This window comes from Streptomyces sp. NPDC059866 (assembly GCF_042731325.1).
Taxonomy (GTDB): domain Bacteria; phylum Actinomycetota; class Actinomycetes; order Streptomycetales; family Streptomycetaceae; genus Streptomyces; species Streptomyces flavusporus.
The window spans coordinates 15,899-37,336 of record NZ_JBHWJT010000018.1 but is presented as its reverse complement, the minus strand read 5'-3'; the positions used below and the strand labels follow the sequence as shown (position 1 = coordinate 37,336).

General features: G+C 71.5%; 24 protein-coding genes and 1 pseudogene. 16 read left to right on the top strand and 9 right to left on the bottom strand.

Annotation, left to right across the window (positions count from 1 at the left end):
* The first annotated feature begins 34 nt into the window (after window positions 1-34).
* On the top strand, window positions 35-1,078 hold the full coding sequence (locus ACFV7R_RS26925; protein WP_385267877.1) for a medium chain dehydrogenase/reductase family protein: 1,044 nt from the start codon (window positions 35-37) through the stop codon (window positions 1,076-1,078).
* Between the two features lie 3 nt (window positions 1,079-1,081).
* Here the strand turns inward: ACFV7R_RS26925 and ACFV7R_RS26920 are convergent, their stop codons facing one another.
* Entirely contained in the window at window positions 1,082-1,987 is a 906-nt protein-coding gene (locus ACFV7R_RS26920) for a LysR family transcriptional regulator (protein ID WP_385267875.1), read from the bottom strand.
* Between the two features lie 221 nt (window positions 1,988-2,208).
* Here ACFV7R_RS26920 and ACFV7R_RS26915 point away from each other — a divergent pair, with 221 nt between their 5' ends.
* The 5 genes from ACFV7R_RS26915 (at window position 2,209) to ACFV7R_RS26895 (ending at window position 6,947) form a co-directional block, all read left to right on the top strand.
* On the top strand, window positions 2,209-3,573 hold the full coding sequence (locus tag ACFV7R_RS26915) for an FAD-dependent oxidoreductase (protein WP_385267873.1): 1,365 nt from the start codon (window positions 2,209-2,211) through the stop codon (window positions 3,571-3,573).
* A gap of 163 nt (window positions 3,574-3,736) precedes the next feature.
* Window positions 3,737-4,738: an NAD-dependent epimerase/dehydratase family protein gene (locus ACFV7R_RS26910; protein ID WP_385267872.1), complete on the top strand. Its 1,002-nt coding sequence runs from the start codon at window positions 3,737-3,739 to the stop codon at window positions 4,736-4,738.
* An 81-nt stretch (window positions 4,739-4,819) separates the two neighbouring features.
* On the top strand, window positions 4,820-5,554 hold the full coding sequence (locus tag ACFV7R_RS26905; protein WP_385267870.1) for a glycosyltransferase family 2 protein: 735 nt from the start codon (window positions 4,820-4,822) through the stop codon (window positions 5,552-5,554).
* Window positions 5,551-6,168, top strand: a complete 618-nt coding sequence (locus tag ACFV7R_RS26900; RefSeq protein WP_385267868.1) for a DUF2064 domain-containing protein — start codon at window positions 5,551-5,553, stop codon at window positions 6,166-6,168. Before ACFV7R_RS26905 ends, ACFV7R_RS26900 begins: the two co-directional genes overlap by 4 nt.
* Complete coding sequence (locus tag ACFV7R_RS26895; protein WP_385267867.1) at window positions 6,165-6,947, top strand: class I SAM-dependent methyltransferase; 783 nt, start codon at window positions 6,165-6,167, stop codon at window positions 6,945-6,947. Before ACFV7R_RS26900 ends, ACFV7R_RS26895 begins: the two co-directional genes overlap by 4 nt.
* Window positions 6,948-7,278: 331 nt before the next feature.
* Here ACFV7R_RS26895 and ACFV7R_RS26890 read toward each other — a convergent pair whose 3' ends face one another.
* Complete coding sequence (locus ACFV7R_RS26890) at window positions 7,279-8,505, bottom strand: molybdopterin-dependent oxidoreductase (protein WP_385267865.1); 1,227 nt, start codon at window positions 8,503-8,505, stop codon at window positions 7,279-7,281.
* Between the two features lie 113 nt (window positions 8,506-8,618).
* Here ACFV7R_RS26890 and ACFV7R_RS26885 point away from each other — a divergent pair, with 113 nt between their 5' ends.
* Window positions 8,619-9,980 (top strand): hypothetical protein, encoded by a 1,362-nt coding sequence (locus tag ACFV7R_RS26885; RefSeq protein ID WP_385267863.1) that lies wholly within the window; start codon window positions 8,619-8,621, stop codon window positions 9,978-9,980.
* A 15-nt stretch (window positions 9,981-9,995) separates the two neighbouring features.
* On the opposite strand, the gene ACFV7R_RS26880 is transcribed toward ACFV7R_RS26885, so the two are convergent.
* Together ACFV7R_RS26880 and ACFV7R_RS26875 are read right to left on the bottom strand one after the other, a co-directional pair.
* Window positions 9,996-10,790, bottom strand: coding sequence for an SDR family NAD(P)-dependent oxidoreductase (locus tag ACFV7R_RS26880; RefSeq protein ID WP_385267861.1), 795 nt, complete (start codon window positions 10,788-10,790; stop codon window positions 9,996-9,998).
* A 3-nt stretch (window positions 10,791-10,793) separates the two neighbouring features.
* Window positions 10,794-10,925: a hypothetical protein gene (locus ACFV7R_RS26875; RefSeq protein WP_276322890.1), complete on the bottom strand. Its 132-nt coding sequence runs from the start codon at window positions 10,923-10,925 to the stop codon at window positions 10,794-10,796.
* Between the two features lie 52 nt (window positions 10,926-10,977).
* Between ACFV7R_RS26875 and ACFV7R_RS26870 the strand changes: the two genes are divergently transcribed.
* From ACFV7R_RS26870 to tgmB, 4 genes are all read left to right on the top strand, one after another.
* Window positions 10,978-12,123, top strand: a complete 1,146-nt coding sequence (locus ACFV7R_RS26870; protein ID WP_385267859.1) for a hypothetical protein — start codon at window positions 10,978-10,980, stop codon at window positions 12,121-12,123.
* Between the two features lie 152 nt (window positions 12,124-12,275).
* Window positions 12,276-12,587 carry a hypothetical protein gene (locus tag ACFV7R_RS26865; protein ID WP_129803093.1) on the top strand — a complete coding sequence of 104 codons (312 nt, stop codon included), beginning with the start codon at window positions 12,276-12,278 and terminating at the stop codon, window positions 12,585-12,587.
* Between the two features lie 325 nt (window positions 12,588-12,912).
* Window positions 12,913-13,104, top strand: a complete 192-nt coding sequence (tgmA, locus tag ACFV7R_RS26860) for a putative ATP-grasp-modified RiPP (RefSeq protein WP_129803094.1) — start codon at window positions 12,913-12,915, stop codon at window positions 13,102-13,104.
* A 16-nt stretch (window positions 13,105-13,120) separates the two neighbouring features.
* Window positions 13,121-14,104 carry an ATP-grasp ribosomal peptide maturase gene (gene tgmB, locus ACFV7R_RS26855; protein ID WP_385267857.1) on the top strand — a complete coding sequence of 328 codons (984 nt, stop codon included), beginning with the start codon at window positions 13,121-13,123 and terminating at the stop codon, window positions 14,102-14,104.
* A gap of 26 nt (window positions 14,105-14,130) precedes the next feature.
* Here the strand turns inward: tgmB and ACFV7R_RS26850 are convergent, their stop codons facing one another.
* Window positions 14,131-14,373, bottom strand: coding sequence for a DUF5133 domain-containing protein (locus ACFV7R_RS26850; protein ID WP_385267855.1), 243 nt, complete (start codon window positions 14,371-14,373; stop codon window positions 14,131-14,133).
* A 135-nt stretch (window positions 14,374-14,508) separates the two neighbouring features.
* A complete protein-coding gene (locus ACFV7R_RS26845; RefSeq protein ID WP_385267853.1) occupies window positions 14,509-16,278 on the bottom strand; it encodes an ABC transporter ATP-binding protein in 1,770 nt (589 codons plus the stop codon).
* A gap of 290 nt (window positions 16,279-16,568) precedes the next feature.
* On the opposite strand from ACFV7R_RS26845, the gene ACFV7R_RS26840 reads away from it, so the two are divergent.
* Window positions 16,569-16,916, top strand: coding sequence for a hypothetical protein (locus ACFV7R_RS26840; protein WP_385267851.1), 348 nt, complete (start codon window positions 16,569-16,571; stop codon window positions 16,914-16,916).
* A gap of 161 nt (window positions 16,917-17,077) precedes the next feature.
* Here the strand turns inward: ACFV7R_RS26840 and ACFV7R_RS26835 are convergent, their stop codons facing one another.
* Window positions 17,078-17,227, bottom strand: coding sequence for a hypothetical protein (locus ACFV7R_RS26835; RefSeq protein WP_385267849.1), 150 nt, complete (start codon window positions 17,225-17,227; stop codon window positions 17,078-17,080).
* Between the two features lie 15 nt (window positions 17,228-17,242).
* On the opposite strand from ACFV7R_RS26835, the gene ACFV7R_RS26830 reads away from it, so the two are divergent.
* Entirely contained in the window at window positions 17,243-17,569 is a 327-nt protein-coding gene (locus tag ACFV7R_RS26830) for a hypothetical protein (RefSeq protein WP_385267847.1), read from the top strand.
* Between the two features lie 852 nt (window positions 17,570-18,421).
* A complete protein-coding gene (locus tag ACFV7R_RS26825) occupies window positions 18,422-18,766 on the top strand; it encodes a MerR family transcriptional regulator (RefSeq protein ID WP_385267845.1) in 345 nt (114 codons plus the stop codon).
* A gap of 219 nt (window positions 18,767-18,985) precedes the next feature.
* On the opposite strand, the gene ACFV7R_RS26820 is transcribed toward ACFV7R_RS26825, so the two are convergent.
* Window positions 18,986-19,543, bottom strand: coding sequence for a hypothetical protein (locus ACFV7R_RS26820; RefSeq protein WP_385267843.1), 558 nt, complete (start codon window positions 19,541-19,543; stop codon window positions 18,986-18,988).
* 388 nt (window positions 19,544-19,931) lie between these two features.
* Between ACFV7R_RS26820 and ACFV7R_RS26815 the strand changes: the two genes are divergently transcribed.
* Window positions 19,932-20,348, top strand: coding sequence for an ATP-binding protein (locus ACFV7R_RS26815; protein WP_385268178.1), 417 nt, complete (start codon window positions 19,932-19,934; stop codon window positions 20,346-20,348).
* A 17-nt stretch (window positions 20,349-20,365) separates the two neighbouring features.
* Here the strand turns inward: ACFV7R_RS26815 and ACFV7R_RS26810 are convergent, their stop codons facing one another.
* Window positions 20,366-20,794: a PRC-barrel domain-containing protein gene (locus ACFV7R_RS26810; RefSeq protein WP_385267841.1), complete on the bottom strand. Its 429-nt coding sequence runs from the start codon at window positions 20,792-20,794 to the stop codon at window positions 20,366-20,368.
* Window positions 20,795-20,808: 14 nt separating this feature from the next.
* On the opposite strand from ACFV7R_RS26810, the pseudogene ACFV7R_RS26805 reads away from it, so the two are divergent.
* Window positions 20,809-21,423 (top strand): annotated as a pseudogene (locus tag ACFV7R_RS26805) (SigB/SigF/SigG family RNA polymerase sigma factor); the annotation flags it as partial.
* Window positions 21,424-21,438: the final 15 nt, after the last annotated feature.

The window sequence follows — 21,438 nt, the reverse complement described above, 5'->3', positions numbered from 1 at the left end:
CACATCTACCGTGCATCTACAGAAGGAGCCAGTCGTGCAAGCCACCGAAGTCGTCCTGCCCGCCGTCGGAGAGCCCGAGAGCCTCGAACTCCGGGTACGAGAGCTGCCCCAGCCCGGCCCCGGCCAGGCCGTGGTCCGGATGGAGGCCAGCGGCGTGACCTTCGCCGAGCAGCAGATGCGGCGCGGCAAGTACTACGACATGCCGAAGTTCCCCTTCGTGCCCGGCTACGACCTGGTCGGCGTCGTCGAGCAGCTGGGCCCACCGGCGCCCGGCCGACCCGGGCTGTCCGTCGGGCAGCGGGTCGCCGCTCTCACCAAGACCGGCGGATGGGCCGACCACGTCCTGCTGGACGCGGCGGATCTGGTGCCGGTCCCCGACGGGGTGACCGCGGCGGAGGCCGAGACACTGGTCACCAACGGCGCGACGGCCTGGCGCATGCTCTACCGCACGGCGAAGGTCCGCCCGGGCGACACCATCGTGGTGCACGGGGCCAACGGCGGCGTCGGCAGCGTGCTGGTGCAGCTCGCCCGCAGCAACGGCATCACCGTCATCGGCACCGCCTCGGCCCGCAACCAGCAGGCCGTCGCCGGCATGGGGGCCCTCCCCGTGGACTACCGCGGCGACGTCCCCGCCCGCGTCCGCGAGCTGGCGCCCGACGGCGTGGCCGCCGTCTTCGACCACGTGGGCGGCAAGGGCATCGAGGACTCCTGGCGGATGCTCGCCCCCGGCGGCACCCTCGTCTCCTACGGCAGCGCCTCGACCCGCGACCAGGCCGGCAACGGGACGATCACGGTCCTGAAGCTCGTCGCCCGGCTCGCGATGTGGAACGCGCTGCCCAACGGCCGCAGCGCGCACTTCTTCAACCTGTGGGCCGGCAAGGCGCGGCATCCGCGGCAGTACCGGGCGGAGCTGCGCGAAGACCTCACGCAGATCTTCGGCCTGCTCAGGTCCGGGGCGATCGAGGCCAGGATCGACCGGGTCTACCCGCTCCGGCAGGCGGCCGCCGCGCTGCGGCACGCCGAGTCCGGCACCGTCGTCGGCAAGGTCGTGCTCGGCCCGGACGGCGTGGCCGAGTAGCGGTCACAGGGTGTTCCACCGGCGCGCGGCCTGCTGGAGACGGTCGCGCAGCACGGTGACGGCGGGGCCCGCCGGAGCGCCCCGCCGTACCGCCAGGTACAGGGTGTTGAGCGGCGCCACCTCCGGGTGGTGCAGCTGCACCACCTCCCCGGCAGCGAGGGCCGGTGCGGCGATGTACCGCGGCAGCACGGAGATTCCGGCACCCGCGACCACTGCCGCGAGGACGGCCCTGAGGTCGGCGACGACCATGGCCACGGGATTCGGCGGCCGCCGCCCGAACTCGCTGCGCCAGTAGCGGCGCACGATGGGCAGTTCCTCGGCGTACGCGACCAGCGGCAGATGCGCCAGTGCGGCCACCGGCTCGGTTCTCAGGCGGCCGGCATCGATCGTGTGGGCCATCGCGGGCGGTGCGACCAGGACGAACTCCTCGTCCACGAGCGGCACCGCGAGCACCGCGGCGCGGGCGGGCCGTACCGCCGAGACGACCAGGTCGAGCCGGTCGTTGACCAGCTGGGAGAGCAGGTCGTCGGCCAGCCCGAGGGTCACGTGGACGGTCACACCGCGCCGGGCCAGCCCGGCCAGCACCGGCAGCACACGCAGCGTCATCACCTCGGCCGCTCCGCCGATCCGCACGGTGCCCCGCAGGGGCGGCTCGGCATCGGCCGGGTGCAGGGCCTCGCGCAGCCCGTCGACGTGCACACCGATGCGGGACGCCAGCGCGGCGGCCCGCTGGGTCGGGGTGACGCCCTTGTGCGTACGGACGAACAGGGGCTCGCCGATCTGCTCCTCGAGCCGGGCGAGCTGACCGGTGACGGCCGGCTGGGTCACCCCGAGCCGCTGAGCCGCCGCGGACAGCGATCCCGCCCGGTAGATCTCCAGGAACGTCGACAACAGATCAAGATGCGGCATGCCACCGCGACTCTCCTTCACCACCACAGGCAGAAGCAAAACACTACGGTGGGTCGGCGCGGACCGGCGGCGCGGGGGCGCCTCGACAGCCCCGAGGAGACCTTATGAGACCCATAAGGTCAGCTTATGAGCTCATAGAACGGACCCGCGTACCAGGTTAGGCTTGCCTCAGTTTAGGCTTCCCCTCGAGTCGCACGTCACCGCTCGAAGGGAACCTGATCATGCCCCGCCCTCTGCGGGTAGCCATTGTCGGAGCCGGCCCCGCCGGGATCTACGCCGCCGACGCCCTGCTCAAGTCCGAGGTGGCCGCCGAACCCGGTGTGTCCATCGACCTCTTCGAGCGGATGCCCGCGCCGTTCGGACTGATCCGTTACGGCGTCGCCCCCGACCACCCCAGAATCAAGGGCATCGTCACCGCCCTCCACCAGGTGCTCGACAAGCCGCAGATCCGTCTCTTCGGCAACGTCGACTACCCCACCGACATCAACCTGGACGACCTGCGCTCGTTCTACGACGCCGTGGTCTTCTCCACCGGCGCCACGGCCGACCGGGCCCTGCCCGTCCCGGGCATCGAGCTGGACGGCTCCTACGGCGCCGCGGACTTCGTCTCCTGGTACGACGGTCACCCGGACGTGCCGCGCACCTGGCCGCTTCAGGCGGAGAAGGTCGCCGTGCTGGGCGTCGGCAACGTCGCCCTCGACGTCGCGCGCATCCTCGCCAAGACCGCGGACGAGCTGCTGCCCACCGAGATACCGGCGAACGTCCACGACGGCCTCAAGGCCAACCGGGCCAAGGAGATCCACGTCTTCGGCCGCCGCGGCCCGGCGCAGGCGAAGTTCAGCCCGATGGAGCTGCGCGAGCTGGACCACTCCCCCAACATCGAGGTCATCGTCGACCCCGAGGACATCGACTACGACGAGGGCTCGATCGAGACCCGGCGCGGCAACAAGCAGGCCGACATGGTCGCCAAGACCCTGGAGAACTGGGCGATCCGCGACGTCGGCGACCGCCCGCACAAGCTGTTCCTGCACTTCTTCGAGTCGCCGACGGAGGTCCTGGGCGAGGACGGCAAGGTCGTCGGCCTGCGCACCGAGCGCACCGAACTCGACGGCACCGGCAACGTCAAGGGCACCGGCAAGTTCACCGACTGGGACGTCACCGCGGTCTACCGCGCGGTCGGCTACCTGTCGGACAAGCTGCCCAAGCTGCCCTGGGACATCGACTCGGGCACGGTCCCGGACGAGGGCGGCCGGGTCATCGAGGAGAGCGGCTCGCATCTGCAGTCGGTGTACGTGACCGGCTGGATCCGGCGCGGCCCGGTCGGCCTCATCGGCCACACCAAGGGCGACGCCAACGAGACGGTGTCCAACCTGCTGGACGACTTCGCCAACAGCCGTCTGCACACCCCGTCGGCGCCGGCGCCCGAGGCCGTGGACGCGTTCCTCGCCGAGCGGAACATCCGCTTCACGACGTGGGAGGGCTGGTACAAGCTGGACGCCGCGGAGAAGGCCCTGGGCGAGCCGCAGGGCCGGGAGCGCGTGAAGATCGTCGAGCGTGAGGACATGCTGCGGGAGAGCGGCGCGTAAGCGCGGAGGCGAACCCGGTGTGAGGGGCCCGGCGACTGTGCCGCCGGGCCCCTCACCTTTGCCGCCGGCACCACGACGAGCTGCGCCACCGGGGTCTTACGGACCTGTGACGTGCCGGGCGCGGAGCGACGGTGCGGGCATCGTGTCGACCTAGCGTGTGACCATGCGAGTACTGGTCACCGGCGGTGCCGGGTTCATCGGGTCCCATGTGGTCGAGGCACTGGCGGCGGGCGGGCACGAACCCGTCGTGTACGACGTGCGTGCCGACCCCGCTTCGGACGTGCGGGACATCGACGCGGTACGCCGCGCCCTGTCCGGTGTCGACGCCGTGTGCCATCAGGCCGCGATGGTCGGGCTGGGGTCCGGGTTCGCCGACGCCGTGGAGTACGTCTCGCGCAACGACCTCGGTACGGCCGTACTGCTGACGGCCATGGCCGACGCGGGCGTCCCGCGGATCGTCCTGGCGGGATCGATGGTGGTGTACGGCGAGGGACGGTACGACTGCGCCCGGCACGGAGTGGTGCGGCCCGGGCCCCGGGCGGTCGCCGACCTGACGGCGGGACGCTTCGAACCCCGGTGCCCCACGTGCGGTGCGGAGTTGTCACCCGGGCTGGTCGGCGAGGACGCACCGGTCGATCCGCGCAATGTCTACGCGACGACGAAGCTCGCCCAGGAACATCTGGCGGCGGCGTGGGCGCGGGTCACGGGCGGGTCGGCGGTGTCCCTGCGGTACCACAACGTGTACGGGCCCCGGATGCCCCGCGACACCCCGTACGCCGGGGTCGCCTCCTTCTTCCGCTCGGCGCTCGCCCGGGGCGAGGCCCCGCGCGTGTTCGAGGACGGCCGCCAGCGGCGGGACTTCGTCCACGTCCGGGACGTGGCGGCGGCCAACGTGGCGGCGCTTCAGGCGGCTTGCCCGCCGGGCGCGCTCGTGGCGTACAACACCGGCAGCGGAGAACCGCACACGGTCGGGGAGATGGCGCGGGCGCTGGCCGCGGCGTACGGCGGGCCCGAGCCCGTGGTGACCGGGGAGTACCGGCTGGGGGACGTCCGCCACATCACCGCGGACTCCTCGCGACTGCGGTCCGAGCTCGGCTGGAAGCCCGAGGTCGGATTCGCCGACGGCATACGGGAGTTCGCGCGCTCCGGGCTGCGCGGCCGGTGAGCGGCCCGCCCCGCGGCAGCGACCCGAGGTCCGCGTTTCGTAAGAAACAGAAGCCCGATATGCCCGTTTTCTCTTCGTAGGGTGAAAGCCGTGACGACCCCTCCCCCCTCACCGACCGTCGACGTTGTCCTCCCCTGTCTCGACGAGGCCGACGCACTGCCCTGGGTCCTGGAGCGCATCCCTGCCGGATGGCGTGCCCTCGTCGTGGACAACGGCTCCACCGACGGCTCGGCCGACCTCGCCCGCGCCCTCGGCGCGACCGTCGTCCACGAACCGCGACGCGGGTTCGGGGCCGCGTGCCACGCGGGACTGACCGCCGCCGGTGCCGACATCGTGTGCTTCTGCGACTGCGACGCCTCGCTCGATCCCTCGCTCCTCGTCCCGTTCGTACGCGAGGTGCACGACGGTGCGGCCGACCTGGTGCTCGGCCGGCGCCGACCACACGGCCGGGGCGCCTGGCCGGTACACGCCCGGGCGGGAAACATCGCGCTTGCGCTGATGCTGCGCCGCCGCACGGGCCTGCGGCTGCACGACCTGGGCCCGCTGCGCGCCGCCCGGCGCGAGGCGCTGCTCGGCCTCCGGCTCACCGACCGGCGCAGCGGCTATCCGCTCCAGATGGTGGTGCGCGCCGCCGACGCGGGCTGGCGCATCGCCGAACACGACGTGCCCTACCTGCCCCGCACCGGGGCGTCCAAGGTCACGGGCACCTGGCGGGGCACCTGGCAGGCGGTACGGGACATGCGCCGCGTCCTGGCCGAACCCCCCGCGACGCAGGGGCGCACCACCCCGTCCGCGCAGGGAGGGACCCCCCGTTGACCACGCTGCTCGTCATCGCCAAGGAGCCGCGGCCCGGCCGGGTCAAGACGCGGCTGACGCCCCCGTTCACCCCCGCTCAGGCGGCCGTGCTGGCCGAGGCGGCCCTGGCGGACACCCTGCGTGCGGTGGCCTCCGCGCCGGCCCGGCGGCGGGTCCTGGTGCTCGACGGGACCCCCGGTGCCTGGCTGCCGTCCGGCTTCGACGTCGTACCGCAGTGCGCGGGCGGCCTGGACGAGCGGCTCGCGGACGCCTTCGCCGGGTGCGACGGCCCTGCCCTGCTGATCGGGATGGACACCCCACAGGTGACGCCGCAGCTGCTGACCGTGGACTTCGCCGCCGGCGACGCGTACTTCGGTCCGGCCGAGGACGGGGGCTTCTGGGCGCTCGGCCTCGCCGAGCCGGCCCCGGAGCTGCTGCGCGGTGTCCCGATGTCGACGCCGGCCACCGGCGCCGTACAGCGCGACCGGCTCGTCGCCGCCGGGCTCCGGGTGCGGGATCTGCCCCCGCTGCGGGACGTCGACACGGCAGCCGACGCCGAAGCGGTGGCCGCGCTGGCACCGCACGGCCGGTTCGCCGCGGAGCTGGCCCGACTGCATGCGGCCACCGGCCGATGACCGCCCCGTACGAGATCGCCCGGCCCGACGACACCGAACAGCCCGCCCTGCTCCCCTGGTCGGCCGATCCTTATGCGCACGCCCTGCGCACCGGCCGCGGACCGCTGTTCCTGCGCCGCACCGACGGCTGGCTGCTCCCGCTGGACGTGGAGCGGTGGTGTGCGCGCCCGGACGACGCGGATCTGACCGTCCTGGACCGCTGCGAGGGTGCCGTGCTCGACGTGGGCTGCGGCCCGGGCCGGCTGGTCGCGGAACTCGCCGCCCGGGGCCGGACCGCGCTCGGCATCGACGTCAGCGAGGCCGCGGTCGCGCACACCGCACGGCTGGGCGGCCGGGTCCTGCGGCGGTCGGTCTTCCAGCCGCTGCCCGCGGAGCGGCGCTGGGGCACCGCGCTGCTGATGGACGGCAACGTCGGCATCGGAGGCGACCCGCCCGCGCTGCTGGACCGGGTGTCCCGGCTCCTCGCCCCGGGCGGTCTGGTGATCGTCGAGACGGTTCCCGCGGACGTGGACGAGCGGGTCCAGGTCCATGTCACCGACGGGCGGGGCACCGCCGGCGTCCCCTTCCCGTGGGCCCGGCTCGGCACCCCGGCCCTGCTGCGGTACGCCCGCGCGCTGTGGCTCGACGTGGAGGGTCAGTGGGCGGCCGGCGGACGCTGCTTCGTCGCCCTGCGCAGCCGGAGCACCAGCAGCAGTGCCGAACCGCCGAACAGAACGGCGGTGATCAGCAGCCAGCGGGCCAGGAAGCCGTCCGCCGACAGCCCGGAGACCAGCCGGTAGCGCTCGTCGACCCGACCGCTGATCAGCGGAAACCACACCAGCAACAACAGGCCGGACAGGGCGGCCGGGACACGGACGTACGGGATCCACTCCCGGCGCCGCACCGCGCCGAGCGCGCCGGTGACCGCCCGGTCCGCGGCCGCGTACAGCGGCAGGAGCACCAGGTCGTGGACGAGGGCCGCGCCCACGAACCACAGCGCCACCCGCAGCCAGTCGCCCGCGAGCAGCCGCACGCCCGCGTATCCGGCGAGCGCGAACGAAGCGGCGAGCAGCAGCAGTTGCAGCGGGCTGCCGAGAACGAGGTGCGGTCGGACGAGGGTGGGGCGGCGCATCACAGGTCTCCGAACGTCATCCGTGTCACCCACTTGGTGTTCAGCACGCCCGGCGCTGCGGGCACGATGATCCGGGCCGGGTAGCCGTGGTCGAGGGTCAGCGGCTCGCCGTTGACGTCCAGGGCGAGCAGGGAGCGCGGGGCGGCCACCTGGTTGGCGCGCATCGCGGCATGGCGGAAGGCGCCCTGCCGTTGCAGGGACTCCACGAGCACGTCGGTCGGCTCGTCGTGGCCGACGAGGGCGGCGAGGTCCCGCAGCCGTACGCCGCGCCACCACTGGTCGGAGGTCGACCAGCCCTCCACACAGGCGATCGGCAGCGCGGCGCTGTGCAGCGGGAGGCCCAGCAGCTCGTCCCGGCTCAGCCGGACGACGCCAAAGCGGCCGGTGACGACCAGCCGCCACGCCTCGTCACCCGTCTCCCGGCGGTCGATTCCGGCGTACGCGGCCGTCTTGTTGATCTGGAAGCCGCCAGGGCCGCTGCCCGGCTGGGGTCCCCCGCGCGGTGCGAGGACGGCCGTCTCGCGCAGCGGCCCGTCGAAGCTGCGGCCCGCCGTCGTGACGAACATCAGCAGCGAGGCACCGCCGACCAGCCCGAAGGCGCCGCGGCGGGACACGGTCGGCTCGGCCAGCCGCGGGGACACCAGATCGCCCTCCTCCGCGCGCAGCCCGCGCAGATTGCGCACGGCCGTGGGGAGCTTCAGGGCGGCGTGCACGACGAACGCGGCGAAGAACACCCAGGCGCCGTAGAAGTGCAGCGTGTAGAACGAGCCGGGAAAGACGTAGTCCACCTGGACGTTGAGCACGCCGGTCGTGAACTGGAACAGGGCGCCCCCGACCAGCAGGATCAGCGAGATCCGCTCCAGCGCGTGCGCCACCGAACGGGCCGGCGGCAGCGCGAACAGCCGGGGCACCACCGACCACAGCTTGGCCAGCAGGACGGGAATGAGGGTGAGCCCCAGGGTGACGTGGACGCCCTGGGTGAGCCGGTACAGCCAGTACGGGTCGGTCGGCCAGGAGAAGAGGTAGAAGCCGAGGAGCCCCTTGTCCGGTGTCTGGTCGTTGACCGGCGACAGGTCGGGGTTGTAGGCGGCGTACGACAGCAGGCCGGTCACGAACAGCAGGGTGATGCCGACGAGCAGCACGACACCGAACACGGCGGTGAACCGGGGGCCGCGCAGGGGGCTGCGCCAGAAGCCGGGCGACGAGGGAAGCCGTTGGTCGTGCATGGTTCGACGGTAGGTCGCGTCCCGTCCGAAGAGACCGCGCAACTCATGACGAAACGCTGACATCGGGGTGCAGGACGCCCTGGTGGGTGCGTCGGCGGCCTAGCGTCCTGCGTGTGATCCGCTCCCCTCTCCGTGACCTGGGCGCCGCCCTGGCCGCCGTCCTGCTCGTCGTCGCGGCGGTCCTGGTCGGCCGCCACATCGAGGACACCGACGGCACGCTGTTCGTCAACTGGCCTCCGCTGCTCGCCTCCTGGGGGCCGCACGCGGGGCCGGGCACCCCGGCCGCGATCGTGGTGGCGATCGCCGTGGTGGCGTACGGGCCCGGCCTCGCCGCGCGGCTGCCGTGGCGCGCGCTCCTGGCTGTGGCCTGCGGCACCGCCATGGCCTGGACCTGGTCGCTGGCCCTGGTCGACGGCTGGCACCGGGGTGTCGCGCAGCGGCTCACCACGCGGTACGAGTACCTCCAGGTCATCGACCGCTTCCAGGACATCCCCGCCACACTGCGGGACTTCACCGAGTACATCGTGATCCAGGGCCCCGACCACTGGCCCGCGCACATCGCCGGGCACCCTCCGGCGGCCACGCTCACCTTCGTGCTGCTCGACCGGATCGGCCTCGGCGGCGGGGCCTGGGCCGGGGTCTGGTGCATCACCGTCGGGGCCACGGCGGTGATCGCCGTACTGGTGACGGTGCGGGTGCTGACCGGGGAGGGGCTCGCGCGGCGGGCGGCGCCGTTTCTGGTACTGGCGCCGGGCGCGGTGTGGATGGGCACGTCGGCCGACGGGTACTTCACGGCGGTCGCCGCCTGGTCGGTGGCGCTGCTGGCGCTCGCGGTGACGAGGCCGCCGGGGGCCCGGTCACGGATCGCGGCGGGCGGGGCGGGACTGCTGTACGGGCTGACCTGCTATCTGTCGTACGGGCTCACGCTGATCGGGATCATCGGTCTGGCGGTGTTCGTCCTCGGCCGGAACCGGCGCGCGGTGATGCTGCCGCTCCTGGCCGGGCTGGCCGTGTTCCCGCTGGTCTTCACCCTTGCGGGGTTCAACTACTGGGAGGCGTACCACCTGCTGGTCGAGCGCTACAACCAGGGTGCCGGGGGCGTCCGGCCGTACGGGTACTGGGTGTGGGCCAACCCGGCGTGCACCGTCCTCGTCGTGGGCCTCGCGACGGTGGCGGGGCTGGCACGGGCGGGCGGCACGCTCGTCGGGCAGCGCCGCCGTCTGCCGATCCGGCCGGGTGACGCGGAGGGGCCGGTCGCCGAGGGCCGCCTCGCGGTGCTTCTGCTCGGCGCCTTTCTCGCCCTGCTCGCCGCCGACCTGTCCGGGATGAGCAAGGCGGAGACGGAGCGTATCTGGCTGCCCTTCGCCCTCTGGCTCCTCGCCGCCTGTGCGTTCCTGCCCCGCCCCCGCATCTGGCTGGCGGCGCAGGCCGTGGTCGCGTTGCTCGTCAACCACCTGCTGTGGACCGGCTGGTGAGCGGTCCGCCCGTGCCTACGGCAGGATCGAGTCGACGTATCCCCCGTCCACACGCACGGCGGCACCGGTCGTGGCGGACGCCAGCGGGGAGCTCAGGTACACCACGAGGTTCGCGATCTCCTCGGGCTCGATGAGGCGCTGGAGCAGTGACTGCGGGCGGTGGTCCCGCATGAACGCGCGCTGCGCCTCCTCCCAGGGCAGGTCGCGGTCCACCAGCTGATAGACGAAGTCCTCGACGCCCTCGGTGTGGGTGGGACCGGCGATGACGGAGTTCACCGTGACACCGCTGCCGGCCGCCTCCTTCGCGAAACCGCGGCTCACCGCGAGCAGGGCGGTCTTCGACATGCCGTAGTGGATCATCTCGGCGGGGATCACGACGGCCGAGTCGCTCGCGATGTTCAGCACCCGGCCCCACCCCTGCCGCATCATCCGCGGAAGGTACGAGCGGATCAGCCGGACGCCCGAGAGCACATTGATCTCGAAGTAGCGGCGCCACTCGTCGTCGGTGATGTCCAGGGCGGGCACCGGGCCGAAGATGCCGAGGTTGTTGACCAGGATGTCCGTGTCGGGCAGCGTCTCCACCGCACGTGCGGCGCCCTCCTCGGTGCCCAGGTCAGCCGCTACGGGCACGAAGTCTCCCTCCGGCGCCTCGGCCCGCAGTTTCTCGATGCTCCGTTCGAGGCGTTCGGCGTTGCGTCCGTTGACGCCCACGCGTGCTCCGGCGCGGGCCAGTCCCACGGCGATCGCCGCTCCGATGCCCTGGGAGGAGCCGGTCACCAGCGCGGTTCGCCCATCGAGGTCCACGTTCATGGGTCACTCCTTGTCGCAGTGCGGTCGGCCGATGTCCTCCTGCCCACGATCGCCGACGATGCACCCGGCCGCAGGCGGACGGCCGCCGTCCTCGACACGGCCGTTCCGGGTGACCCCCGGGATGATCCCGTCCACCTGCGGCGACGATACTGGCAGTCGCACCACGCCCCCGTTACAGATGGACCCCATGCCTTCCACCACCGTCCGCCCCATGACTCCCCCCACGGTCTGGCTGGCTCGCGGCCGCCATGTCGGGCCCGCCGCGGAAGACGTCCTCCGGCGCAACCTCCAGCACCTCAAGGACAGCGGCGTCATCCGCGACCATCTGGAGCTGCCCGAGTCCGAGGGCGCCCACGAACGCGTCTTCGAGGCCCGCTGGGAGGTGGACGGGACGGTGACCGTGCGGGCCAGGCTGGCTCTCGCCCACGGCTCGGCCGCCGGGCAGGAGTGGGTGCTGGCGGCCGAGGCGGAGCGTCCGTGGGACCTGCGCTGGCCGTCCCCCACCACCATGTTCTGGCCGGACGATCCCGACGCCGCCTGGGACCACGAGGCCGACGCGGACCTGCGCCTGCGGGACATCAACCCCCTGCCCCCGGACGACAAGGACCTGCGGCGCGTGCTCAGGGGCGCCGCGCGCAGCGCGTGGTCCGTCCACGTCGTCGTCCACGAGGCCATGACGCCCGACGCGCTGGGACGCCTGCCGCTGGCCCGGCTGCTGCCGCCGGGGCTGCGGCACCGCGTGGTGGAGCACCGCGCCGCGCCGCACCAGCTGCGGGCCGTGAACTGGGCCCTGCGCGAGTTCGGTGTGCAGGTGCCGCGCGGCGGAGCCGTGGTGCTGCCCGGCTCGCCGGCCCCGGACGACTACGACGTCGACGCCTGCTCCGTACGCAGTGTCTTCCTGGACGGCAGCGAACCGAGCGAGCTCATCGACGCGCTGACCCGTTACGCCGCCTCGCCGCGGCCGCTGCCGGAGGGTGCCGACGGCGTCCTCACCTCGCTGCGGGAGGACTGGCACCTGCTGACCCTGGAGGAGGAGCTCGCCCGCGAGCGGGCGCTGGTGGCCATGTACGCCGAGGCCCTGGAGGCGATGACGAGGTCCCGGGACCTGTACCGGGAGGCCGCCGAGCGGGCCAACGAGGCGCTGGCCGTGTACCGCGAGTCGTCCGCCGCACTGCCGGAACCGCCGACGGCGGAGCCACCGCAGGAGGTGTCCTCCGGTTCCCCGCTCCAGCAGTTGACGCGCTCTTTCGGACGTTTCAAGGCGACCGCGAAGTTCCGGCGTCCGGCGTCGTCCGCGGAACCGGACGGTACCGAGGGCGGTTCCGGCGGCTGAGGAGCAGTCACCGGCGCACTCCGGTCACCGGCATAGTCGTACGGGGTGTGCCGATAGGTCACAAACGGCATAACGGAGGCAATATCAGGGCGGAATCCGGGAATTCAAGGAAAGGCGCGTCCACCGGCGGCGCACCGGACCGAGGAGGGCCCGTGGATTCCACCACAGCAGTGCTCGCCGTCATCGCCGTGATCCTCGCCGTCGTGCTCGCCGTGGCCGTCGGGCTGCTGGTGCGGCTGGTCCGGGCCCGGCGCGGACTGCGGCGCGCCGGGCTGCCGACCGGGCCGCCCTGGGTGTTCTGGGGGGCCGTTCTGTACTTCGTGCTCCCGGCCGACCTGCTGCCCGATCCGGTGTACCTCGACGACGTCGGCGCACTGCTCCTGGCCCTGCGCACCCTGCGCACGCCCCTGACCGCACGAGACCACCGCACCGCCCCGGCACGACGCCCGGCCGACCCCGTCTGACCTCCAACCGCCCACGTTCCACGACGGATCCACGCCCCGTTGCGGCCGCTCGGGGCGACACCGGGCCCGCGCGCCCGCCATCACCCCCCTGTGCTCCCCCGGCCGCCCGGGGTGCACCGTGCTGTGCATCACGATCAGTCAACCGGAAGGCGCCGTCCTCCGTCTCAGGTTCAGAGCGGCCAACTCGCCCACCACTACGGAGCGTAAGGAAACCAATCACCCGTTCGATTCGTATAAGTCCATGGAAAGCCCCGGAGATCCACGGGCTAAGCGACGACACGGCAGGCCGACGCCTGGCCGGGGCAGCACCGAAGAGGGAGAGACGATGCAACCGTTCGCGCTCAACTACGCACGCCCGGCGGCTGAGTTGGATGTCGCCACTCCGTACGCCTACGATCCCGGCCTGCAGTTGAACGTGCTGTTCGACGGCCGGATCGCCGCCACCGATCTCGCGTTGCTGAGGGAGCTGGGGACGACGACGTCCACCGCAGGCTCGAAGACGCACTTCGACGACTGAACACGGACCGTCGACGATGACCGTACTGATCCTGACGTGTGACCAGGACGTGACGGCAGACATGGTGGTCGTCCACCTGAACGCGTCCGGAGTCCCGGTGGTCCGCCTCGATCCCGCCGACCTGACCGGCGGAGCCGCGCTGTCGGGCGAGTATGTGCACGGCGCCTTCCGCGGGCATCTGTGGTCCGCGGGCCGGCTGGTGAGCATGGACGGGCTGCGGTCCGTGTGGGTGCGCCGGCCGGGAACTCCGGCCACGCGGGTGGCCGAGCCGTCCGCGTGGCTCACCGAGGAGTCCTCGCAGGCGCTGTACGGCATGCTGCGCAGCTCAACCGCCCGCTGGATGAACCATCCGGACGCGGCCCGCCGCGCCCGGTACAAGCCCTGGCAGCTCCGCCTCGCCCAGCGCAGCGGACTGCCCGTGCCGGCCACCCTGATCACGACCTTCCCGCAGGCCGCCCGGGATTTCGCCGCACGCTTCCCCGACCTCGTCGTCAAACCCGTCTCCGGCGCGCATCCCCAGGAGCCGCCGAGGGCGGTGCCGACCAGCCGGGTGGCGCCGGACACCGACTTCGCCGCGGTCGCCTTCGGCCCGACCCTGCTGCAACGGCGGATCGCCAAGCGGGCCGACATCCGGCTCACCGTGGTCGGCGAGCGGATGCTGGCCGCCCGCAAGGCGATCGCCCCCGACGCCGACCCGGACGAGGTCGACGTCCGTTTCGCCACGGACGACCTGCCCTGGCGTCCCTCCGACGTCCCCACGTGCATTGCCGACGGCGTCCGTACCTACGTCCGGGACGCGGAACTGTCCTACGGCGCCTTCGACTTCGTGGAGGACGCCGACGGGACGTGGTGGTTCCTGGAGTGCAACCAGTCCGGACAGTTCGGCTTCGTGGAGGTGGACACGGGCCAGCCGATCGCCCGCACCATCGCGGAGTGGCTGGCCCGGCCCGCCGCGGACCGGCCGGACCGGGTCAACGGCACGGGCACCAGGGTTCCTTGACGCTGCGAGCGGTTCCGCGGACGGCGTCACCCGGCCAGCGACAGACCGCTCTCCCCGTCCGGGTCCGGCGCGCTCCCGCCGGCCAGCAGGGCGTCCGCCCGGGCGATCGCCTCGCGGATGCTGGTCGCACCCGTCAGGACGCACAGGGTGTGACTGACGTCCGCCAACTCCCGTGCCCTCGTCGGCGTCTCCCTCTCCGCCTGAGCGATGCGCAGCGATGCGTACCTGGTCAGCAGCCTCCTGACGACCTTCGGGTCCGGAACAAGCACAGGGCGCCCCTCTCTCGACTTTTGCGCACCGTATGCCCGGACGGAGCCGGACCATTCGTCTTCTTGGGTACCCGGCACCCATTTGACGCAGAACCGTCGCCTACCGCACAGGTGTCCGGCCCTTCCGGCGGACGGTCAGGCGGCCTGGCCGTTGTGCAGTGCCGCGTAGGCGCCGCCCCGGCGCAGCAGTTCCTCGTGCGTGCCGATCTCCTGGATGCGGCCGTCGGCCATCACGACGATCCGGTCGGCGCCCCGCACGGTGGACAGCCGGTGCGCGACCACGAACGTGGTGCGTCCGTGCAGCAGCCGGGCGAGGGCCTGTTGGACGAGCGCCTCGGAACGGGTGTCCAGCGCCGAGGTCGCCTCGTCCAGCACCAGCACCCTGGGGTCCCTGATCAGGGCGCGGGCGATGGCCAGCCGCTGCCGCTGCCCGCCGGACAGCCGCGCCCCACGCTCGCCGACCAGGGTGTCGAGTCCCTGCGGCAGCCCGTCGACGAACTCCAGCGCGTTGGCGTCCCGCAGCGCCGCCCGGACCGTCTCCTCGTCGGCGTCGTCCATCCCGTAGGCGACGTTCTCGCGGACCGTTCCGTCGAAGAGGACCGACTCCTGCGGCACGACCGACACGAAGCGCCGGTAGGTGCGCAGGTCGAGGGTGTTCATGTCGGTCCCGTCGAGCAGCAGCCGGCCCGAGGTGGGGCGGATGAAGCCGATGACGAGGTTGAGCACGGTGGATTTCCCGGCGCCGGACGCGCCCACCAGGGCGATCGTCTCGCCCGGTGTCACCGAGAGACTGAAGTCGCGTACGGCGGCCCGGCCGCCGTCCTCGTACGCGTGAGAGACGTGCTCGAAGGTGACGGCGCCGCGCAGCGCGGTGAGTTCGGCCTTGCCCTCGTTGCCCTCGAGCTCGGGAGCCTGGAGCACCTCACCGACCGAGCGGACGGATTCGAGGCCCTTGGTGATGACCGGCGCCAGGCCGGTGAGGGTCGTCGTGGAGTTGGTGAGGGTGGTCAGGAAGGCGCTGAGCATGACGACATCGCCGGCGGTGACGCCCCAGACGTCGTAGTACGAGATCAGCGCGGCGCCGGCGAGAACGAGGACACCGACCACGTTGAGGACCACCCAGGCGAGTGAGCCGAACCGGCCGTTGACCAGGTCCAGGCGCATCCCCGAGGTCAGCAGCCGGCGCAGGGTGCCGTCCATGCGGCGCAGCGCCTTGCCCTCCAGGCCGTGCGCGCGGGTCACCGGGATCAGGCGGGTCATCTCCGTCACACGCGAGGAGAGCGTCTCGACCTCGTGGCGGAAGTGCTCGTTGTGGGTGCGCAGCCGGGCCCTGAGGCGGGCCACGAGGAGTGCGGCGGCGGGCACGACGACGAGGAAGACGGGGACGAACTCGGGAGTGCGGATGGCGATGATGACGAGTCCTCCGGTGAGGACGGTGATCGCGCCGAGTCCCGTTTCGGCGGTCTGTTGCACCATCTGCTCGACGGTCTCGACGTCGCGCACCACCTTGGCCTGCAGCACTCCGGCGCTGACCCGGGAGTGGTAGCCGATGGAGAGCTGCTGCATCCGGGTGCAGAGCGCGGAGCGCAGGGCGGTGCCCATGCGGCGCACGCTGCCGTACAGGAGGCGGACGTACAGCACGTGCAGCGGGTAGTTGACCACCAGGATGAACATGATGATCCCGGTGCTGGTCCAGAGCCTGCTGATCGGCTGGTGCTGGACGACGGTGTCGATGATGGACGCGGTGATCAGCGGCAGCAGCCAGACCGGGCTGTGCTTGACCGTGAAGACGCCGACCGCGGCGGCCAGTCGCCATCGGTCGGCGTGGAACAGGTAGGCGAGGGTGCGTATCGGGTGTTCGCCCCGGTAGCGGTGGTCGAGCGGTCTCTCGTGCGACGACGCCATCCGCGGTGGTCCTCTCCGTCAGCCGGGCCAAGGAGGCAGGAAGCGCTTTCTGCCCAGTTCGGCCAGGGGTACACCAGGTGACGGCAGGAATGTCGGGGCGTCCGCAGCGTGAGACCGGCAGGCGTTGAAAACGTGGAGTGTCTACCTCTGATTTTGCGCAGTGCTCCCCCGGCCACACCTCCAACGCAATGGGCAACTTTGTCTTCGAAGTGACGTTGCGTCACCGAAGGTTGGAGAAGCTGCCTCGTGGCGAGAGGAGGCAGCGTCATGACGGGTAGTACGTTCATGACATGGTGCGGGGGGATCGTGTCGACAGCATCGAGTACGCGCGGCGGGTCAACGCTGCCGCGGACCTGCTCGCGGTGGAGGTATCTGTCGCGGAGGCGGCGCGTGTGCCGGCTGCCCGTTTCGGGGTGTCGGTGCGTCAGGCACACCGGTATGCGGAGCAGGCCGTGGCGCAAGGTCGAGTCGCCGTCCCCGAGGCGCTTGTGGTGTTCACCGTCAAGCTGCCCGGCTCGCTGGCCGAGCGGGTCCGTGAGCATGCCCGTGGGAGTGAGGCGACCGTCTCCTCGGTGGTGGCCCGGGCGATGGCCGACTACCTCCGCAACGATGCCGCCGGACGGCGGCCGGGGCCGTGAACCGTCCGATGGTGGAGCTGGAGTGGGTCTTCTCCCGGCATGCCGGTGCGGAGCTGCGTGCGACCTACGAGGTGTTGGTGCCTCAGCGCCGTGCCCGCATCCGAGGCGATCAGCAGCTACCACAGGTGCAGGAAGGAGTGGGCGGTGACCGCGGCGGCGATCTACGGGAGGGTGTCCTCGCAGCGGCAGAAGAAGGACCAGACGATCGCCTCGCAGACGGCAGCGCTGCGCGCGTACGCCGAGCGGATGCGGCTTGAGGTGCCCCAGGAGTGGGTCTTCGAGGACGAGGCCCTGCTGATCGAGGAGTTCACCGAGGGGGGACGCGGGTGGAGTTCGTACGCGGGCCGCGCGGAGACAGCCCCGAGGACCAACTGCTGGTCCGGTTCCAGGGCATGTTCGCCGAGTACGAAAAGGCCCAGCCGATGGAGCGCTACCGGCGTGGGAAGACCTACCGGGCCCGGGCCGGATCGGTGAACGTGCTGTCCGGGGCGCCGTTCGGCTACCGCTTCGTACGCAAGAGCCCGGAGTGTGCGGCCCGCTACGAGATCAATGATGCCGAGGCTGCCGTGGTGGCTGAGCTCTTTCGCCGTTATGTCGACGAGGGCGACTCCATCGCCGGTCTGACCCGACGAACCCGCCGGCACCACCGTTGAGGTCGGGGGCGCGTTCCCGCGGGGGTGCGGGGCTGAGGGCGCTGACGGCGACGTTTACCGCATCGGCGGTGGCCGCGAGTTCGAGGGTGTATCGGCCGCCGCCGTGGCGCAGGGCGTTGGTGGCGAGCTCGGAGACCACGAGGGCGAGGGTTTCCGCCGTTCCGGGGGCCGGAGCCGGTTCCAGGCCATCGGCGAAGGCGCGGGCGACGTAACGGGCGCGAGCGATACCGGCGGGGCTGTCGCCCTCAAGAACCACAGGCGCCTTGGGGGTTCCGAGCTCGTCGTCTTCGTGTCGGTCATGTGCTACCACCCGGCCCTGGATCGGTTGTGCCGCCAGGCTCAGCGTGTGCCCGCCGGGCGGGGCTTCAACCCGGGACAGCACTCTTCTGGGTGTATTTGCGACAGAACTCCGTGCATCGACTCTGAAGAAAACCTGTCGTGGCCACAGTAGACATTGGCTTGTTGCGGGGTTACTGTTTCCGTCGTACCCAGGAAGTCGATGAGGGCGCGGCAGAGATGAACTGCCGTGCATGCAGGTCAAGCAGGACGCGGCCCCAGGGGCCGCGAGCAGTACCCGCGGTATCCAGCAGTACAACCGAGTAACCGAAGGTAAGGAGCAGACGCCATCAGGATCGCCCGGGCGAGAAAGAAGTCCGCTCGGGTACCGCAGGCCCCGGATTGGAAGGTGGTCCCCGGTCACGCATCCGCGATCCCCGCAGCCCCGCCCTCCCAGGCGGAACCTGCGGACACAGAAGGCCGGCGCAGTTTGCCGGTAGATGGTGTTGAAAGCTCGGGGCCCGGGTGCCGTACGGCACCCGGGCCCCCCGACGCGTCCCCCGAAAGAAGAGGTCTATGCCCCCTCGCAATACCCGTCCCGCCGACAACCTCGACGACGACGACTACCCCGCCTACACCATGGGCCGGGCCGCCGAGATGCTCGGCACCACCCCCGCCTTCCTCCGCGCCCTCGGCGAGCACCGCCTGATCACCCCCCTGCGCTCCGAAGGCGGCCACCGCCGCTACTCCCGATACCAGCTACGCATCGCCGCCCGCGCCCGCGAACTCGTCGACCAGGGCACCGCCATCGAGGCCGCCTGCCGCATCATCATCCTCGAAGACCAACTCGAGGAAGCCCAACGCATCAACGAGCAACTGCGCGCCCAAAGCGGCGAGTCACAGCCGAAGACCTCAGCCTGACCAGGATGCCCGGCCTGAGGTGAACACCGACCGCCAGCGGACCAGGCCGCCGTAAGCCCGCGCGAACGTCCTCGCTGGGCCGTTGATACGACGGCGCAGTGTCGCCACCACGGCGTGCGCACACGCCACGCTTGCCCCAACACGCAGCGACAGCGACCGAAAATCGCCCGTCCCAGACCCGATGCCGCCCTCCGTCAGCGCCGACCGCTCAGCCGCTGGTCATCGCCGCCGCGCGGCGGCGGCGATGGTCGGGTCGAGGAATAGGTCCCAAAGCGCCCACACGGCCGAGTCCAGCAGGTCCGGCGAGTCCTCCGTCCCGCCCTGGCCGACGAACGTGGTCATCTGCTCCTCCAGCTCCGCGAACCGCCGAGCCGGACCGACATGCGACACCCTGGTCTGCTCGTACAGCTGCGCCGCCGGGGCCGCCCGCGCACGCTTCCCGCGCGTGGCGTGAACGATCCGCCAGTTCACCGTCGGGTCCACCTGCTCCAGGAGCGCGGGCAGGTAGTCGCCGCCGTTGTTCGCCTCGATGGCCACGCAGTCCGCGCGGTGCTCGTGGTACAGCGTGGCGGCGCGCTTCATCGCCTGTGTCGGCGTGTACCGGTCCTGCTCGCAGTGCAGCAGATACCCGCGAGGCCGGTCATCCCCGAACATCGTCTCCACCGGGAACCCGCGCCCCGCCACCGTGAACGCCGTCATGTTCGCGTTCTCGTGACTCTTGGTCGCCGGGTCCACGGACACCACCACGCCCTGGAGGTCCATGGCAGAGCTGTTCACCGACAAGCCGACCACACCCGAACCGCAGATCACCCCACAACCGGAACCGAAACAGCTGCCGTGACTACACCACCCCGCGGGACATGACCCGCTGAGCCAGGAGCAGTCGCAGCTGGGGAAGGCGCAACCGCGGGGACGGGCAGACCCGTGACCGAGGTGCCTCACGCTGAGGGGGCCGGGGCGACGCACGGGATACTGGTGGTCGGTGAGGTTGTCGCATGCGTACGTCAAGTGCGGTACGTCGCGCGTGGACAATGTCCGATGACCAGGTTGCGGGGCACCGGGTAAGGGAAAGGGCGGAACAAAGGATGTGCCGCTCTTGTCACCCCCGCCCGGCGCCGCACCCCGCGGTGCTTCGGCCATCCTCTGCGGAGGGGAAGTGAGCACCATGCGTGCGCACTGGCGCGCCCGACGGCGTACCGCACGCGTCGAATACCACCTGCCGTGTGAGGAGGACTCCGCTTGCTGCGCCCGTCGGCTGACTCAGGAGTTCCTCACCCGGGACCAAGCCGCCGTGCACTCCGCCGATGTGGACGATGCCGTGCTGGTGGCCTCGGAGCTGGTGGCCAACGCCACTCGGCACGGCCGTAGTTGCTGCCGGTTGCGGTTGTCGGTGGATGACGCCAACGAGCTCACCATCGAGGTCCACGACGACAGCCCGCTCCGGCCGTGCCTGCGGGAGCAGTCTCTGTCCGCGGAGAGCGGGCGTGGCATCGCGCTGGTGCGGGCGGTGTCCCGTCGACTTTCGGTGGCGTGTGATTCCGGCGGCGGCAAGACGGTGCGCGCGGTGCTGCCCGCCACGTAACCAGGGCTCGCGCAACCTCAGGAGCGTGGAGCACGTACCACAAGGGCGTAGGAGCCGAGACCCAGCAGACGGTCTCCGGAAATCTCGCCGAGGGCCGTGTAGAGGGTGAGGATGCGGCCGGACGTGGGGGCGAAGGCGATGTCCTTGACGGTGCCGTGTTCGACGCCATGCTCGGTCAACACCCGGATGCCCAGGGCCTCATGGTGGACAGGAGCCTTGTCCGGCGCTGCTTCGGCGGCAATGCGGGAGTGCACGATGACCGCGTCGGGCCCCACCGCTTCCACCGCGTTCCAAGCAAGGGCATCCGCATGACCTGACGTTCCGGACAGGCGCAGGTACGCGACGCTGGCGGTGTGCGCATCGATGGTCAGGTCCGCGACGGTGCCCAGGGATGCCGCCTCGCCGGCGGTGATCACGGGCAGGCCGCGGGTCTTGGAGAAGAACATACTTCGCGGCCCGTCGCTTCAACTCGCGGGCCGAGTCGGTCATCCAGGCCGGCAGCATCGGTCTGATCAAGGTGATCAACCGGTTCGATCCCTCGCGCGGCGTCGAGTTCCCGACCTTCGCAATGCCAACCATCGTGGGAGAGATCAAGCGGTTCTTCCGTGACACCACCTGGGCCGTGCGAGTCCCGCGCCGACTGCGTGAGCTGCGCCTTACTCTGCGCGCCGCGACTGTGGCCCTGGAACAGGACCTCGGCCGTCCGCCAACCGTCGCCGAACTGGCCGCACACCTGGACCTGGATGCCGAAGAGGTGCTGGAGGGGCTGGAGGCCGCCAACAGCTACAACACCGCCTCGCTGAACGCTCCCCTCGACGGAACCGAGCCCGATGACGAACTGGCCGACCTCCTCGGCTTCGAGGAGCACGACCTCGAACTGGTCGAAGAGCTGACCGCCCTGCAACCAGTGATCGCAAGGCTGCCGGAGCGTGACCGTCAGATTCTCGCCATGCGGTTCGGCCGTGAGATGACCCAGCACCAGATCGGTACCGAATTCGGAATCACTCAGACGCACGTCTCCCGCCTGCTCGGCCGGATCCTGGCCAGGCTCCGCTCTCACCTGACCGCTCAGTGACGGGCGGGGGTCACC

Bases quoted from the DNA above. Each gene is read 5' to 3' on its own strand.
- ACFV7R_RS26920 (WP_385267875.1), bottom strand. From the start codon at position 1,987: ATGCCGCATCTTGATCTGTTGTCGACGTTCCTGGAGATCTACCGGGCG.
- ACFV7R_RS26915 (WP_385267873.1), top strand. From the start codon at position 2,209: ATGCCCCGCCCTCTGCGGGTAGCCATTGTCGGAGCCGGCCCCGCCGGG.
- ACFV7R_RS26910 (WP_385267872.1), top strand. From the start codon at position 3,737: ATGCGAGTACTGGTCACCGGCGGTGCCGGGTTCATCGGGTCCCATGTG.
- ACFV7R_RS26895 (WP_385267867.1), top strand. From the start codon at position 6,165: ATGACCGCCCCGTACGAGATCGCCCGGCCCGACGACACCGAACAGCCC.
- ACFV7R_RS26890 (WP_385267865.1), bottom strand. From the start codon at position 8,505: ATGCACGACCAACGGCTTCCCTCGTCGCCCGGCTTCTGGCGCAGCCCC.
- ACFV7R_RS26880 (WP_385267861.1), bottom strand. From the start codon at position 10,790: ATGAACGTGGACCTCGATGGGCGAACCGCGCTGGTGACCGGCTCCTCC.
- ACFV7R_RS26870 (WP_385267859.1), top strand. From the start codon at position 10,978: ATGCCTTCCACCACCGTCCGCCCCATGACTCCCCCCACGGTCTGGCTG.
- tgmA (WP_129803094.1), top strand. From the start codon at position 12,913: ATGCAACCGTTCGCGCTCAACTACGCACGCCCGGCGGCTGAGTTGGAT.
- tgmB (WP_385267857.1), top strand. From the start codon at position 13,121: ATGACCGTACTGATCCTGACGTGTGACCAGGACGTGACGGCAGACATG.
- ACFV7R_RS26845 (WP_385267853.1), bottom strand. From the start codon at position 16,278: ATGGCGTCGTCGCACGAGAGACCGCTCGACCACCGCTACCGGGGCGAA.
- ACFV7R_RS26840 (WP_385267851.1), top strand. From the start codon at position 16,569: ATGGTGCGGGGGGATCGTGTCGACAGCATCGAGTACGCGCGGCGGGTC.
- ACFV7R_RS26825 (WP_385267845.1), top strand. From the start codon at position 18,422: ATGCCCCCTCGCAATACCCGTCCCGCCGACAACCTCGACGACGACGAC.
- ACFV7R_RS26815 (WP_385268178.1), top strand. From the start codon at position 19,932: ATGCGTGCGCACTGGCGCGCCCGACGGCGTACCGCACGCGTCGAATAC.
- ACFV7R_RS26810 (WP_385267841.1), bottom strand. From the start codon at position 20,794: ATGTTCTTCTCCAAGACCCGCGGCCTGCCCGTGATCACCGCCGGCGAG.